The sequence below is a fragment of the Rummeliibacillus sp. GQ308 genome (assembly GCF_059759115.1).
The window spans coordinates 806,253-822,025 of record NZ_JCAXDQ010000001.1; the positions used below are offsets into that span (position 1 = coordinate 806,253).

A 15,773-nucleotide genomic window follows, 5' to 3' on the forward strand; every position below is an offset into this window, starting at 1 on the left:
GATGCAAGGTGGAGTGAAAACAACACTTGCATTCTTTTTTTTATATTTATATACTGATATTAGTACCAAGTGCTAATATTAAGGGGCGACGAAGAATAATATGAAGTACTCCAAGAAAGAACGACAATTATTATTGCAGCAAACCATAACAGACAACCCTTTCATCACAGATGAACAGCTAGCCTCAAAGTTTCATGTAAGCGTTCAAACAATAAGATTGGATCGTATGGAGTTGTCTATCCCTGAATTGCGCGAACGGATTAAAGATGTCGCAGCAAACAATTTTGAAAGTGAAGTAAAGTCCCTGCCGATCGATGAAGTTGTCGGCGACATCATTGATATTGAATTAGATGAAAGAGCCCTATCGATTTTTGATGTGGGAGAAGAACACGTATTTCAACGGAACCGCATTGCAAGGGGGCATCATTTATTCGCGCAAGCCAATTCATTGGCTGTTGCCGTGATTGATGATGATTTAGCTCTCACCGCACATTCTGATATATATTTTTTAAAGCCGGTAAAAGCAGGGCAACGCGTTATTTCAAAAGCTGTGGTCACAAGCAATGACAAAGAACGAAAACGAACGTTTGTGACAGTAACATCAACAGTTGATGGAAACACAGTTTTTACTGGGGAATTTGAAATGTACCGCACGAAAGGCAGTGAACATAAATGAAGTTAGCCGTAGACGGCATGGGCGGAGATCACGCGCCTAAAGCGATAATAGAAGGCGTATTTCAGGCGCTTGAATCGTCACAGGATTTAGAGGTTTTACTATATGGCCATCAAGAGAAGATGCAGCCGTATCTAAAGGAACATCCTCGTCTGAAGGTAATCCATTGTGAAGACATCATTGAAGGTACGGATGAACCTGTAAGAGCAGTACGCCGCAAAAAAGATGCTTCCATGGTTAAAATGGCACAAGCAGTTACGGATGGGGAAGCAGATGCTTGCATTTCTGCCGGTAACACCGGTGCATTGATGGCTGCGGGATTATTTATTGTACATCGTATTGATGGCATAGACCGTCCTGCTTTATCTACAACATTGCCAACGCTTGACGGTAGTGGTTTTGATATGCTCGATCTAGGGTCCAATGCTGATGCAAAACCTGAAAACCTTGTACAGTACGCAATAATGGGTAGCATCTATGCCAAAAAAGTGAGAGGCATTGAAAATCCAACAGTTGGTTTATTGAACATTGGTACAGAGGATAAAAAAGGTAATGATCTGGCTAAGCATGCGTTCCCTCTGTTAAAAGAAGCACCAGTCAACTTCATTGGCAACGTAGAAGCGCGTGAATTGCTTAATCATGCAGCAGATGTAGTAGTAACAGATGGATTTACAGGTAATATGGTTTTAAAAACTATTGAAGGTACAGCTGGCAATGTCTTTAGTATGCTGAAAGAAGCGTTTATGGCTTCCGCGAAAACAAAAGTAGCAGCATTGCTAATGAAAGATAAATTAAAAGACTTAAAGAGCAAAATGGATTACACCGAATATGGGGGTGCTGCATTATTTGGCCTTAAAGCACCTGTCATAAAAGCTCATGGGTCATCTAATGCACAAGCATTCGCGAGCGCGATACGTCAAGCTCGTCAAATGGTTGAATATAACGTTAGTAAAACAATTGATGAAACAATAACAACAAACGATTAAAAATGAAAGACAAGGGGAGAAAAATATGGTGAAAGTTGCTTTTGTTTTTCCAGGACAAGGCTCTCAAGTTGTAGGAATGGGACAAGAATTCCTTGCAGACAACGAGTCTGAAAATTATTATAAGCAAGCCGACCAATTATTAGGTTTCGAGCTATCCAAACTAATGCTAGAAGGCCCAAAAGAAGATCTCACATTAACATATCATGCTCAGCCTGCATTATTAACAACTGGCGTTATGATTGCTGATCTATTGAAAAAAGAAGGCATACATCCCTCTTATACAGCAGGCCATAGCTTAGGTGAATATGCGGCCTTAGTGACTTCTGATGTGATGTCATTTAAAGATGGTGTGCAAGCAGTACATAAACGCGGCGTATACATGAATGAGGCTGTACCCGCTGGAGAAGGGGCTATGGCGGCCATTTTAGGTCTTGATCGGTCAGCGTTAAAAGAAGTAACAGATGAAGTCTCACGAAATGGTGAGTTAGTGCAGTTAGCAAATTTAAACTGCCCAGGACAAATCGTGATTTCTGGAACAGCTAAAGGCGTGGAAGAAGCTTCTTTGAAAGCGAAAGAAGCAGGTGCGAAACGTGCTATTCCGTTAGTAGTGAGTGGTCCGTTCCATTCCGAATTAATGCGCCCGGCATCAGGTGAATTGAAAGAAATGTTGGCAAGCATCGAAATGCAAGATGCAAAAATCCCTGTCATTGCTAATGTCACTGCACAACCTGTAACGAAGAAGCAAGACATTCAATCATTGTTAGTAGAACAACTATACAGTCCTGTTCTGTGGGAAGATTCTGTACGCACATTACTAGAGGCAGGTGTAGATGTCTTTATTGAATGCGGACCTGGCAAGGTATTAAGTGGTCTTATTAAAAAGGTTGATCGCAAAGTGAAAACATACTGTGTATATGACTTGGCAACGTTAGAGCAAGTTGTAGAAGCTGCGAAGGAGTGGTAGAAATGGCTAATTTAACAGATCAAGTTGCAATTGTCACTGGAGCCTCAAGAGGCATTGGACGTTCGATTGCCCTATATCTAGCAAAACTTGGAGCAAAAGTAGTTGTCAACTATAGCGGTAGCAAAGAGAAAGCAGAAGCGGTAGCGAATGATATCCAAGAAAATGGTGGTACAGCTATAGCAGTACAAGCCAATGTGGCCAATAGTGACGATGTTTCAGCTCTTATGAAAGAAACCATTGATGCATTTGGAAGAATCGACATACTAGTTAATAATGCAGGCATTACGCGCGACAATTTACTTATGCGCATGAAAGAAGACGATTGGGATGCCGTAATGAATACCAATTTAAAAGGCGTCTTCCTTTGCACTAAGGCTGTTTCTCGCCAAATGATGAAACAACGTGCTGGTCGTATTGTCAATATCGCCTCTATCGTTGGTGTTTCCGGCAATGCAGGACAAGCAAATTATGTTGCTGCAAAAGCTGGCGTTATAGGTCTGACTAAGACTTCGGCTAAAGAATTGGCTGCACGTAATATTTATGTCAATGCTGTAGCGCCTGGTTTTATTGACACAGAGATGACAGAAGAATTGCCTGAGGATATTAAAGAACAAATGCTTGGTCAAATTCCGTTAGCTAAGCTAGGTAATCCAGAAGATGTAGCGAAAGTGGTTGCATTCTTGGCGTCCGATGATGCAAGCTATATGACTGGTCAAACTTTGCATGTAGATGGCGGAATGGTCATGTAACTTTAACTATTAATAATTTGATGTTTTTTGTATAATCATTGAGGGGAGGTGAACAATTTGGCAACAGTAATTGAACGTGTAACTAAAGTAGTAGTTGACCGTCTAGGTGTTGATGAAAGCGAAGTGAAGCCAGAAGCTTCTTTCCGCGACGATCTAGGTGCGGATTCACTAGACGTAGTTGAGTTAGTAATGGAATTTGAAGAAGAGTTTGATATGCAAATTGATGATGAGGACGCTGAAAAAATCGGCACTGTAGGCGATGCAGTAAGCTTTATCGAAAGCAAATTAGGCTAATTTTAAGTTTTTAAACACATACTATACTTGAAACTTCCCTTGCAGTATTCTTGCAGGGGAAGTTATATTTTTATCTAGGATTATTCAGCAGCGAAGTACATGCCTTGATTTGTAAGGAAACCTATGACAAGATGAGGGACTACTGATTGCTAATCACTGCCGGAATAACATTGCTAGTGGAGAATCAACTCAGCGCAGCTTTCCTATAATACTTTGCAGATTAGAAAAGAAAAAGGTAAAATAGAGGTGTATGAAATGGAAAATAAGAAGGTTGATAAAAAATGAAAATACAGGGACTCTCACAGAAAAATGGAGCAATTTCTGAACAATCACGTTTAAAATTTGCTCAATTACAAAAACAATTAGACGTGCATTTTGAGAATGCGAATTTATTGTATAACGCATTTACACATTCATCATTTGTAAATGAGCATCGTAGAAAGCTGTTTGAAGATAACGAACGCCTTGAATTTTTAGGAGACGCCGTGCTAGAGCTAACTGTTTCTAAATTTTTATTTCTAAAATTCCCAAAAATGAGTGAGGGTGAGCTGACGAAATTACGTGCAGCTATAGTTTGTGAATCTTCACTTGTTATGTTTGCCAATGAATTAAATTTTGGCGAATTTGTACTGTTGGGTAAAGGAGAAGAGATCACAGGGGGCCGAGAACGCCCAGCATTGCTAGCAGATTGCTTTGAAGCTTTCGTAGGCGCATTATATTTAGATCAAGGATTAGAAACAGTTGTAACATTTTTAGACAAAGTTGTGTTCCCTAAAGTGGAGCTCGGTGCTTTTTCACATGTGATGGATTTCAAAAGCCAATTGCAAGAATTAATTCAACAAAATAACTCAGGTACCGTGCAATACGAGATTATAAAAGAAAACGGTCCTGCACATAATCGTACATTTGAGTCAAAAGTTTTGTTGAATGACAAAGAGCTTGGCGTTGGTCATGGCAAATCAAAAAAAGAAGCAGAACAAAAAGCTGCTGAACATGCTATACGTGCATTTAAAGCCCAGTTAGCGAACGATCAGGAGGGTTAATTTTGTTTTTAAAACGACTTGAAGTGATTGGTTTTAAGTCATTTGCTGATCGAGTAGGAATAGATTTCGTACCTGGGGTAACAGCAGTAGTTGGGCCTAACGGTAGTGGGAAGAGCAATGTAACAGACGCTATTCGATGGGTGCTAGGCGAGCAGTCAGCCAAATCACTGCGTGGCATCAAAATGGAAGACATTATTTTTGCCGGCAGTGATTCACGTAAGCCGCTCAACTTCGCTGAGGTTTCTTTAATTTTAGACAATGAAGACGGACGCTTGCCTATTTCTTACAATGAGGTAAGCGTGACTCGTCGTGTCTATCGTTCTGGTGACAGTGAATATTTATTAAATAAACAGCAATGTCGATTAAAGGATATTACGGATTTGTTTTTAGATTCTGGTTTAGGCAAAGAAGCCTTTTCTATTATCTCTCAAGGACGAGTAGATGAAATTCTCAATAGTCGGCCAGACGACCGCCGTTCTATTTTTGAAGAAGCAGCAGGCGTATTGAAATACAAACAGCGCCGAAAAAAAGCGGAACACAAATTATTTGAAACAGATGATAATTTGCATCGCGTTCTAGACATTTTGCATGAATTAGATAAAAGGATCGAGCCACTGCATATACAAGCTTCTGCCGCAGAAGATTATTTAAAGATGTCCGAAGAAATGAAGGATATGGATTTAGCTGTTTTAGTTCATGACATGGAGCAGTTAAAACGTTCAATTGAACAGATTGTCAGCGAAAGAAAGAATGTTTTGGCGCAAGAGCAAGCCTATTCCAAGCAGATTGCTGAAAAAGAAGAAACTATTACAGCGTTTCGTCAAAAGGTTAGTAATCTCGATTCCTTGTTAGACGAATCACAACATCAATTAGTGGAAGTAAGTGCTGAGGCTGAGCGTTTCGAAGGAAGAAAAGTATTAGTAGCAGAAAAAAGAATGAATGCTAATACTCAACTGGAGAAGCTAAAGCAATCCTTACAAAAAGCAGAAGCATCGCTTTCTCATTGGGAACAAGCAAAAGTAACTCGTGAAGGTCAGTTAACGGAGCGTCAAAAGGATCTGCAAGAATTAAAAAGAGCAGTAAAGCAGTTAGAAGATCTTCTCAATCGCTCTTCTTCCGAGATACATGCTGAAATTGAACAATGGAAAAATACCTATATTGATCGCTTAAATGAAGAAGCCACTGTGAAAAATGAAGTAAAAAATATTACGCATTTATTGGCAGAGCAAGCTCAAAATGAAGTGAAGATTTCGAGCCAATCTATTGAGATGGCTGAAGAGCTTCAAACATTACAAAAAGAGCAACAGCGAACTGTCAAATCGCATGATGAAGTAACAAAAGAAGTTGCTCGAAAATTAGCAGAATATGAAGCTTGCCAAAAAGATGCCAACCATGCGAAAGCACAATATGATAAGCAACAAGAAATGCTTTTTAAAGGATATCAACACCTGCAGCAGCTGAAAGCAAGAAAAGAAACACTTGCGGAGCTAGAGGCAGACTTTTCGGGGTTCTATCAAGGTGTAAAAGCTGTATTGGTCGCACGCGAAAAAAATCAATTGAATGGTATCCACGGAGCGGTAGCTGAACTTATTCACGTAGATGGCGAGTATGCTAAAGCATTAGAAACAGCTTTAGGTGCTGCTATGCAGCATATTGTCACTGAAACAGATGGAGATGCAAGAAAAGCCATCTCATGGCTTAAACAGCAAAAAGCTGGCAGAGCAACTTTTTTGCCTAAAAACGTCATAAAATCTCGCAAAATAGCAGATAGTGTTTTGCAGACTGTTAACACCCATCCTTCTTTTATTAATACGGCGGATGAACTGGCTACTTACAATCCAAGCATAAGAACAATTGCTGAAAGCTTATTAGGCCACGTCCTAGTGGCACGAGATTTACAGGGTGCTTCACAAATAGCTAAAGCTTGTAATTATCGCTATCGCGTTGTGACGTTGGACGGTGATGTAGTAAATACAGGCGGTTCTCTAACAGGGGGGTCCGTTAAACAACAAGCTTCATTGTTTAGCAGAAAAGCAGAACTAGAAGGCCTATCTGAACAGCTTGTCCAAATGGAGCAATCGATTGGAAAAGCTGAAAAAATTGTAGCTGACTGGAAAAAGCAATTTGAAGAAAAGTCTACCCAGCTTGAAGAATTACGCTTGCAGGGTGAGGAATTGCGTTCCAAAGAAGTTGAATATAGTGCTCACTTGCGTGAAATGGATACTACTATCAAGCGGTTATCACTAAGAGTCTCCATGTTCACAGACGAACAGCAAGATGCAACAGGCCGCAAAACCACTCTAGAACAGCAATTAGAAAGCTTTGCAAAACGTCAAAAAGAACTAACAGAAGAACTGACGGAAATTAATCGTACAGTCGAAGAGTTGAATGCTTTACAACAGCAAAGTGAGACAAAGCGAGATGCCTTGAAAGAAGAATATGCCCTTAAACGTTCTCAACTAGCAGTCCTTAACGAACAAGTCACACAGCTAAAATCAGCTGTTGCGGAAGCTACATCACAAGTTGAACAAGCAAAAGAAGAAGTGAAATATACGTCGAATGAGATGGATTGGCTGCTAAATGGCGGAGATCTAAATGGCCAAAGCGAGGAAGAAATCCAGGAGACCATTGAACGTTTACAAAAACAAAGAGAGACTCTTGTACAAACGGTAGAACGTACTAAAACAGAGCGCATGCAAATGCAGCAACAGGTAGAGCAAATCGACCTCGACTTAAAGGAATTACAACGTGTTCATCAAGGTATGCTTGATGGTATACGAAACTATGAAGTAAAACTAAGTCGTTTAGATGTAGAATATGAAAATTTGGCACAACAAATGGAAACAGATTATGATATAACATTTGAAGATGCCTTATTGCAACATGACCATGATACAGATATTGAGGCAGCACGACGTAAAGTCAAACTATTGAAACAATCGATTGCAGAACTTGGGACAGTTAACTTAAGTGCAATTGAGGAATATGCGACTGTTTCGGAACGCCATACATTCCTAACAAATCAACGTAATGATTTATTAGAAGCGAAAGAAACTCTGCACGAGGCGATTCGCGAAATGGATGAAGAGATGACAAGTCGTTTCAAGGAAACCTTCTTCGAAACGCGTGCACATTTCCAAAGCGTTTTCCGAGAATTATTCGGCGGAGGTCATGCTGATTTAGAATTATTAGATCCTGATAACTTATTAGAAACAGGCATCGAGATTGTTGCCCAGCCACCAGGGAAAAAGCTTCAAAGACTTAGCCTGCTTTCTGGGGGAGAAAGAGCTTTAACAGCTATTGCGCTGCTGTTTGCAATTTTAAAAACAAGGCCAGTACCATTCTGTATTCTAGATGAAGTAGAAGCCGCATTAGATGAATCTAATGTTAATCGTTATAGCCAATATCTAAAGCGATATAGCCAAGAAACACAGTTTATTGTCATTACCCATCGGAAGGGTACAATGGAAGGCGCGGATGTATTGTACGGTATCACAATGCAAGAATCCGGTGTTTCTAAGTTAGTTTCTGTCAAACTTGAACAAGAAGTACCCGTACCAACATAGTACAAAGGAGTGAATAATATGAGCTTTCTAAAACGTATGAAAGAAAAACTCACAGGCGGTCCGAAAAATGATCCTGCTGAAATGGAAGACCTGGAGCAGGGTGAAAATGCGGGAATAGTAGAAGATGCACCGTCAAATGATATAGATGTCAAAGAAGCGGTGAAGGAAGAACAGGTAGAACAATCTACTGAAGAACATGATCACGAAGAAAAACAAGACGAGCAGGTAGGGCTAGAAGAAAAAGAAGAATTAGAAGAGGAACAAGAAGTATCCTCCGATGAAGAAGAAAATAAAGAAGAAGCAAAATCAAAATGGGGCTTTTCTGCTTTCTCTATTACGGAAAAATTCAAATCTGGCTTAGCCAAAACGCGTAATTCCTTTACCTCAAAGGTAAATGATCTTGTAGCACGCTACCGCCATGTGGATGAAGAGTTTTTTGAAGAGCTTGAAGACCTTTTATTGCAAGCTGACGTTGGCATGGAGACCGTGATGGAGCTAACGGAAAAATTGCGTTTTGAAGTACAACGCAAAAATATTAAAAATACAGATGGTATCCAAGCGTTGATTTCCGAAAAGCTGGTTGAAATTTATGAACAAGGCGAAGAGGATATCACAAGCTTAAATATACAAGAAGATGAGTTAACGGTTATTTTATTTGTTGGCGTGAATGGCGTGGGCAAGACCACAACTATTGGCAAACTTGCTCACCGTTTAAAGCAAGAAGGGAAGTCGGTTATACTCGCTGCCGGCGATACCTTCCGAGCTGGTGCTATAGACCAGTTACAAGTATGGGGAGACCGTGTAGGCGTTGAAGTGATTAAACAGTCAGAAGGATCAGATCCAGCTGCTGTTATGTATGATGCAATCCGTGCAGCGAAAAATCGTAAAGCAGATGTATTAATTTGCGATACTGCCGGTCGGCTGCAAAATAAAGTAAACTTAATGAATGAGCTGGAAAAGGTTCATCGTGTCATTTCCCGGGAAATTCCGACAGCGCCTCATGAAGTTTTACTTGCACTCGATGCTACAACAGGACAAAATGCTTTACAACAAGCTCAAATATTTAAAGAAGCGACAAATGTTACTGGTATTGTATTAACAAAGCTAGATGGTACAGCAAAAGGCGGTATTGTACTTGCTATTCGCAATAAATTGCATATTCCCGTTAAATTTGTCGGTCTCGGAGAACAAATGGATGATTTGCAGCCGTTTGACTCTGAGCGATATGTTTACGGCCTTTTCGCGGATGCTTTAGATGAACAACTGGCTGAAGAAAAAGAATAGTTAGCGAAACGCAAGAATGTCGTATGTTCCTACTGCTGCATTCTTGCGTTTTTTTTGAATGAAAGTCGAAAAGACAAGTAATTTTACTTGACGGATAGAGGTTTTGAAATTAAGATACAGTAGAGTATGTATAATCGAGGGGAGTTTCAGTATGTTACTTGAAAAAACAACACGCATGAACTTTCTCTTTGACTTTTATCAAGCGTTGTTGACGGACAAACAAAGAAGTTATATGCAGCTTTATTACCTAGATGATCACTCATTGGGGGAAATAGCAGAAGCTTATGAGGTGTCACGTCAAGCAGTTTACGATAATATTCGCAGAACTGAAGCGATGCTTGAAGAATATGAAGAAAAACTTCAATTGTTTGAGAAATTCCAAAACCGACAGAAAATAATAACAAAGCTTTCAAAAAGTATGGCAGATATCCAAGCAGACAGCAAAGAGGTATTATCGCTGATTGAACAGCTTAAAGAATGGGATTAGGAGGCGATTTTTATGGCATTTGAAGGTTTAGCGGAGCGGCTCCAAGGAACGATCAATAAGATTAAAGGTAAGGGGAAAGTAAACGAACAAGACGTAAAAGAAATGATGCGCGAAGTTCGTTTTGCTTTAATCGAGGCCGATGTTAACTTAAAAGTGGTTAAAACGTTTATAAAAAAAGTTAGTGAACGTGCTGTAGGTCAGGATGTAATGAAGAGTTTGACACCTGGCCAACAAGTAATCAAAATCGTAAAAGATGAACTAACAGAATTGATGGGCGGAGAGCAAAGCCCGATTAAATTTGCGACTAAGCCGCCTACTGTTATTATGATGGTAGGTTTACAAGGTGCCGGTAAAACAACGACTACCGGTAAATTGGCTAATGTATTGCGTAAAAAATACAATCGTAAGCCATTGCTAGTTGCAGCGGATGTTTATCGTCCTGCAGCGGTTCAGCAATTGCAAACACTTGGTAAACAGCTTTCGTTGCCTGTTTTTGCTTTAGGTACAGATATTTCGCCTGTGGAAATAGTGCGCCAAGCATTAGAAAAAGCCAAAGAAGAACACCATGATGTTGTCTTGGTCGATACAGCTGGACGATTGCATATCGATGAAAATCTAATGCAGGAATTAAAAGATATCCGTGGCTTAAAGGAACCAGATGAGGTTTTCCTAGTAGTTGATGCAATGACAGGGCAAGATGCTGTAAACGTAGCGGAAAGTTTTAATGAAGCTGTAGGCATTACTGGCGTTATATTGACAAAATTAGATGGCGATACACGTGGTGGTGCGGCGCTTTCTATTCGTTCTGTAACAGAAAAGCCAATTAAATTTGTTGGTATGGGCGAAAAAATGGATGCGCTGGAACAATTCCATCCAGAACGTATGGCTTCTCGTATTCTCGGCATGGGCGACGTTATGACCCTAATTGAAAAAGCTCAGGCTACAGTTGACGAGGATAAGGCTCGAGAGCTTGAGGAAAAGTTCAAAACTCAAAGCTTTACTTTAGATGACTTCTTAGACCAAATGAGCCAAGTGAAAAAATTAGGGCCGCTTGATGAAATTTTAAAAATGCTACCTGGCGCAAATAAAATTAAGGGCTTAGAAAACGCAAAGATAGATGACAAACAAATTGGCCATATAGAAGCCATTATATTGTCTATGACGCCTGCTGAAAAAACGAACCCTGAAATTATCAATGCCAGCCGTAGAAAAAGAATTGCTAAAGGATCTGGCTCTTCTGTACAAGAAGTCAATCGACTGATTAAGCAGTTTGATGATATGAAGAAAATGATGAAGCAAATGACAGGTATGGCTCAAAAAGGAAAGAAAAAAATGAAACTTCCTGGGCTAGACTCCTTGTTTAAATAAAAAAAATAAGTTAAAATAATGTGTGTTAAGAAAAAACACTTTACAAAGTATTTAAAGCTTGATATCATACTATCTTGTGTGAAACTATTCGGAGGTGCAATTAAAAATGGCAGTTAAAATTCGTTTAAAACGTATGGGAGCAAAAAAATCTCCTTTCTACCGTATCGTAGTTGCTGATTCACGTTCACCACGTGATGGCCGCTCTATCGAAACAATCGGTACTTACAACCCACTAACTTCTCCAGCAGAAGTTAAAATCGACGAAACTAAAGCATTAGCTTGGTTAACAAATGGTGCAAAACCATCTGATACAGTTCGTAACTTGTTCTCAGACCAAGGCATCATGGAAAAATTCCATAACTCTAAAATCGGTAAATAATCGGAGGCGGTCTTATGCAGCAGCTGATCGAGACAATCGTAAAACCTTTAGTCGATTATCCAAACGAAGTGAAGATAACATGTGACGAAAATAATCATCGCATTGTATATAAACTTTCTGTCCACCCTAGTGATATGGGAAAGGTTATTGGCAAGCAAGGACGTGTTGCAAAAGCAGTTCGTACAATTGTTTACTCAGCAGCAGGCAACCATCGCGGCAAGAAAATTTATATCGATATTTTAGATTAATGAAACTAGGAAGGAGCATAATCCCTTCCTAGTTTTATTTTTAACATCGTGTTTTTTCTAAAGCAAATAGGATAAGTATTTGTCTTTTTCCTTAAAGTTTTGGAGTTCACTGAAAAAGTGAAGCTGTAGTAGGTTTTTCATTGAATATTAGTTTTTATAGACTATATTGAAAAGTGGAAGAGGGGCTTATTGTACTTCCTGAGGACATGTAGCAAACTCACTTCCAAGAGCTGATGATAATTTTTGAATAGTCTCCAATTTTGCTGTAGGGGCAATAGAGAAAATGGATATAATAAACTAGAGTGAATGTAAAGATCTCATAATTTAAAAGAGGTGAAAAAGATGGAATGGTATAACGTAGGGAAAATTGTTAATACACATGGCATACGCGGAGAAGTGCGCGTCATCTCCCAAACTGACTTTCCAGAAGAAAGATATGCAGTTGGCCAACAACTAGGGCTATTTAGAAAAGGGGATACAAAGCCGCTATTATTGACGGTCGCATCCTCCCGCAAGCATAAAAACTTTATTCTTCTTACATTTGAAGGCTATCCTAATATTAATGATGTAGAACCTTTCCGAGACGGCATTTTAAAGGTAAATGAAGAGCAATTAGAAGAAGATGAATTGCAAGATAATGAATTTTATTATCATGAGATTATTGGATGCACGGTTTATAACCAAGAGGGACAAGCTATTGGCCAAGTAAAAGAAATTTTTGAGACAGCTGCCAATGATGTATGGACAGTAAAGGGTGAAGATGGCAAAATGCACTATATCCCTGTAGTTGATGAATTTATAAAAGAAGTAAATATTGAAGAAGGAAAGATTGTAATCGAAGTGATAGAAGGTTTGCTATCATGATGAACATCCATGTACTCTCATTATTTCCCGAAATGTTTACGGGCGTCTTTGGCTCGTCTATTCTAAAAAAGGCGCAAGAGAAAGAAGCAGTCGGATTGTCTGTTACTGACTTTAGAGAATATGCCGCGAATAAACATGCGCAGGTGGATGATTATCCATATGGTGGTGGTGCAGGTATGGTATTGAAACCTGAACCACTTTTTAATGCGGTTGAGGCGCTTTCGAAGGATGGCAAAAAACCACGTGTCATTTTAATGTGCCCTCAGGGTGAACGGTTTACCCAAAAGAAAGCTGAAGAATTGGCCAAAGAAGAAGATTTACTGTTCCTATGTGGCCATTACGAAGGCTACGATGAACGTATAAGAGAACATTTAGTAACAGATGAACTCTCCATAGGCGACTTTGTTCTAACAGGCGGAGAATTAGCTGCTATGACGATTATCGATAGTGTGGTGCGTTTATTGCCAGGAGTGCTCGGCAATGATGATTCGCCCATTTTAGATTCTTTTTCAACGGGTATGTTGGAACATCCTCATTATACACGGCCAGCAGATTTTCGCGGAATGAAGGTGCCGGATGTTCTTTTATCAGGCAACCATGCGAAAATTGAGCAATGGCGTATGGAACAATCGTTAAAACGTACTTTTGAGAGAAGACCGGATTTATTAGTAGATATTGAACTAAGCAAAGAACAAAAAACATATTTAGAAAAACTTAAAAACGGCAAAGCATAAAAGAGAGGATCTCTTGCAATACATCTAAATTTATGATAATATTTGAGATGCATTTTATGAAAATGCCGAATTACGGTGTTCCGCTGTAGCAACCAAAGTGACCTGCAAGAGCATCTGTCCAAGGAGAGAAAACAATGTCAAACATTATTTCAGAAATCACTAAAGATCAACTTCGTACTGACATCCCTGCATTCCGTGCTGGTGATACAGTAAAAATCGACGTTAAAGTAGTCGAAGGTACTCGCGAACGTATCCAAGTATACGAAGGTGTTGTAATTAAACGTCGTGGTGGCGGTATCAGCGAAACTTTCACAGTTCGCAAAATCTCTTATGGCGTTGGAGTTGAACGTACATTCCCATTACACACTCCAAAAATCGCTAAACTAGAAGTTACTCGTCGCGGTAAAGTTCGTCGCGCTAAATTGTACTACCTACGTAATTTACGTGGTAAAGCTGCTCGTATTAAAGAAATTCGATAAGCTTAAATATGTTAAAAGAGAGCTGCATTTTAGCTCTCTTTCTTTTTGCTTCAAACGGCAAATCCCTGTACAATAGATATATAATGGGCACGCTTGTGAAACCGCTCTAGATGTATATTCTGGATTAATATCAAGGGGGCATCTTTTTGAAAAAAGAGAAAAAAGAAAAAAATGAGTTGTGGGAATGGACAAAAGCACTTGTGATTGCCTTTGTACTGGCTGCAGGTATCCGTTATTTATTATTTACACCGATTGTTGTTGACGGAGAATCAATGATGCCTACACTCGAAAACGGAGATCGTATGATTGTCAACCGGTTTGGCTACCATATTGGTGATATTCATCGCTTCGATATTGTTGTCTTTCATGCTCCTGAGAAAAAAGATTACATTAAACGTATTATTGGATTACCTGGAGATCGATTAATGTATAAAGATGATCAGTTATATATAAATGGCAAAAAGATTGCCGAGCCATATTTAAAGAAATATAAAGAAGAAATCATGGACGGTGGAACCTTAACAGAGGACTTCTCATTAAGGGATACGCCTAATGCAAAAGGTGATACAATCCCGGACGGTTATGTATTCGTTATGGGTGATAATAGACGGTATAGTAAGGATAGCCGGCATATTGGCATTGTACCGATCAGCAAAATTATTGGTAAAACAAACGTTGTCTTTTGGCCACTCGATCAAATGGGCAAAGTAAAATAAGGAGTGAACAAATTGACGATTCAATGGTTTCCTGGACATATGGCCAAAGCGCGCAGGCAGGTAACAGAAAATCTAAAGCTTGTTGATATTATTTTTGAATTAATTGACGCGCGGCTTCCGATGTCTTCTAGAAATCCTATGCTTGACGAAGTTATTCACCAAAAAACAAGGCTGCTTATTCTAAACAAGGCAGATATGGCAGATGAAGCACAAACAAAAAAGTGGCTGTCATTTTTTGAACAACAGGGCCAAAAAGCAATAGCTATCAATTCATTAGATAGTAAAGGGCTCAAACAGGTCACAAAGGCGGCGCAAGAACTGTTGGCGGATAAATGGGCTAGAATGAGAGCAAAAGGCCTTAAAACGCGCGCTATCCGTGCTATGATAGTTGGAATACCGAACGTTGGAAAATCGACGCTGATTAACCGACTAGCCAAGAAGAACGTTGCAAAAACAGGTAATACCCCAGGCGTTACAAAATCGCAGCAATGGATTAAGGTTGAAAAAGAACTAGAGTTGCTGGATACTCCCGGGATTCTTTGGCCTAAGTTTGAGGATCAAGAGGTAGGCTATAAATTAGCGCTCACTGGAGCGATTAAAGATGCTATTACCAATATGGATGACTTAGCGATTTATGGCTTGAAATTTTTAAATCAATATTATCCTGGAAGAATGGAAGAACGCTATAAACTTTCACAATTGGATGATGAAATTGTAAAAACCTTTGATCATATCGGCAAGTTACGCCGTGTTATAATCAGCGGAGGCGAGATTGATTATGATCAAGTAGCAGAGCTGATAGTGCGTGATATCAGGGGCCAGCAGCTTGGTAAACTGACTTTCGATTTTGTAGAAGATTTTGCAACAAAACCATAACCTTTTTTGCCCACAGGCAAAAAAGGTTTTTTTCTGGATTTTTGATAGATTTAGCCGATACAT

At 39.5% G+C, this 15,773-nt stretch carries 17 protein-coding genes; all 17 read left to right on the forward strand.

The annotated features are described in order from the left end of the window. Nucleotides 1–100: 100 nt before the first annotated feature. The 17 genes from fapR to ylqF all read left to right on the forward strand — a co-directional run bounded on the left by fapR (nucleotide 101) and on the right by ylqF (nucleotide 15,710). A complete protein-coding gene (gene fapR / locus AC6CHJ_RS03805) occupies nucleotides 101–676 on the forward strand; it encodes a transcription factor FapR (protein ID WP_066785334.1) in 576 nt (191 codons plus the stop codon). Continuing rightward, the gene (gene plsX, locus AC6CHJ_RS03810; RefSeq protein WP_392994660.1) at nucleotides 673–1,659 is read left to right on the forward strand and encodes a phosphate acyltransferase PlsX; all 987 of its coding nucleotides are present in this window, start codon (nucleotides 673–675) and stop codon (nucleotides 1,657–1,659) included. Before fapR ends, plsX begins: the two co-directional genes overlap by 4 nt. A 25-nt stretch (nucleotides 1,660–1,684) precedes the next feature. Beyond that, nucleotides 1,685–2,623: an ACP S-malonyltransferase gene (fabD, locus tag AC6CHJ_RS03815; protein ID WP_147194189.1), complete on the forward strand. Its 939-nt coding sequence runs from the start codon at nucleotides 1,685–1,687 to the stop codon at nucleotides 2,621–2,623. 2 nt (nucleotides 2,624–2,625) lie between these two features. Next, the gene (fabG, locus tag AC6CHJ_RS03820; protein WP_498287335.1) at nucleotides 2,626–3,372 is read left to right on the forward strand and encodes a 3-oxoacyl-[acyl-carrier-protein] reductase; all 747 of its coding nucleotides are present in this window, start codon (nucleotides 2,626–2,628) and stop codon (nucleotides 3,370–3,372) included. Between the two features lie 48 nt (nucleotides 3,373–3,420). Then, a complete protein-coding gene (locus tag AC6CHJ_RS03825; RefSeq protein WP_304621408.1) occupies nucleotides 3,421–3,666 on the forward strand; it encodes an acyl carrier protein in 246 nt (81 codons plus the stop codon). Nucleotides 3,667–3,947: 281 nt separating this feature from the next. Continuing rightward, nucleotides 3,948–4,709: a ribonuclease III gene (rnc, locus tag AC6CHJ_RS03830; RefSeq protein ID WP_147194185.1), complete on the forward strand. Its 762-nt coding sequence runs from the start codon at nucleotides 3,948–3,950 to the stop codon at nucleotides 4,707–4,709. Nucleotides 4,710–4,711: 2 nt separating this feature from the next. After that, complete coding sequence (gene smc / locus AC6CHJ_RS03835; protein ID WP_498287337.1) at nucleotides 4,712–8,275, forward strand: chromosome segregation protein SMC; 3,564 nt, start codon at nucleotides 4,712–4,714, stop codon at nucleotides 8,273–8,275. A gap of 18 nt (nucleotides 8,276–8,293) precedes the next feature. Further along, entirely contained in the window at nucleotides 8,294–9,559 is a 1,266-nt protein-coding gene (gene ftsY / locus AC6CHJ_RS03840) for a signal recognition particle-docking protein FtsY (RefSeq protein ID WP_498287339.1), read from the forward strand. 151 nt (nucleotides 9,560–9,710) lie between these two features. Then, complete coding sequence (locus AC6CHJ_RS03845; protein ID WP_066785351.1) at nucleotides 9,711–10,046, forward strand: putative DNA-binding protein; 336 nt, start codon at nucleotides 9,711–9,713, stop codon at nucleotides 10,044–10,046. A 12-nt stretch (nucleotides 10,047–10,058) separates the two neighbouring features. Further along, a complete protein-coding gene (ffh, locus tag AC6CHJ_RS03850; RefSeq protein ID WP_249775675.1) occupies nucleotides 10,059–11,414 on the forward strand; it encodes a signal recognition particle protein in 1,356 nt (451 codons plus the stop codon). 106 nt (nucleotides 11,415–11,520) lie between these two features. Further along, nucleotides 11,521–11,793 (forward strand): 30S ribosomal protein S16, encoded by a 273-nt coding sequence (gene rpsP / locus AC6CHJ_RS03855; protein WP_147194176.1) that lies wholly within the window; start codon nucleotides 11,521–11,523, stop codon nucleotides 11,791–11,793. Between the two features lie 14 nt (nucleotides 11,794–11,807). Beyond that, a complete protein-coding gene (locus AC6CHJ_RS03860) occupies nucleotides 11,808–12,041 on the forward strand; it encodes a KH domain-containing protein (protein WP_066785358.1) in 234 nt (77 codons plus the stop codon). 342 nt (nucleotides 12,042–12,383) lie between these two features. Further along, nucleotides 12,384–12,905, forward strand: coding sequence for a ribosome maturation factor RimM (rimM, locus tag AC6CHJ_RS03865; RefSeq protein ID WP_066785360.1), 522 nt, complete (start codon nucleotides 12,384–12,386; stop codon nucleotides 12,903–12,905). Further along, nucleotides 12,905–13,639, forward strand: coding sequence for a tRNA (guanosine(37)-N1)-methyltransferase TrmD (gene trmD / locus AC6CHJ_RS03870; RefSeq protein ID WP_249775976.1), 735 nt, complete (start codon nucleotides 12,905–12,907; stop codon nucleotides 13,637–13,639). The genes rimM and trmD overlap by 1 nt, the downstream gene beginning before the upstream one ends. 134 nt (nucleotides 13,640–13,773) lie before the next feature. Continuing rightward, nucleotides 13,774–14,118: a 50S ribosomal protein L19 gene (gene rplS, locus AC6CHJ_RS03875; RefSeq protein ID WP_066785363.1), complete on the forward strand. Its 345-nt coding sequence runs from the start codon at nucleotides 13,774–13,776 to the stop codon at nucleotides 14,116–14,118. Nucleotides 14,119–14,264: 146 nt separating this feature from the next. Next, nucleotides 14,265–14,834: a signal peptidase I gene (lepB, locus tag AC6CHJ_RS03880; protein WP_066785366.1), complete on the forward strand. Its 570-nt coding sequence runs from the start codon at nucleotides 14,265–14,267 to the stop codon at nucleotides 14,832–14,834. 12 nt (nucleotides 14,835–14,846) lie between these two features. Continuing rightward, nucleotides 14,847–15,710: a ribosome biogenesis GTPase YlqF gene (ylqF, locus tag AC6CHJ_RS03885; protein WP_066785368.1), complete on the forward strand. Its 864-nt coding sequence runs from the start codon at nucleotides 14,847–14,849 to the stop codon at nucleotides 15,708–15,710. Nucleotides 15,711–15,773: the final 63 nt, after the last annotated feature.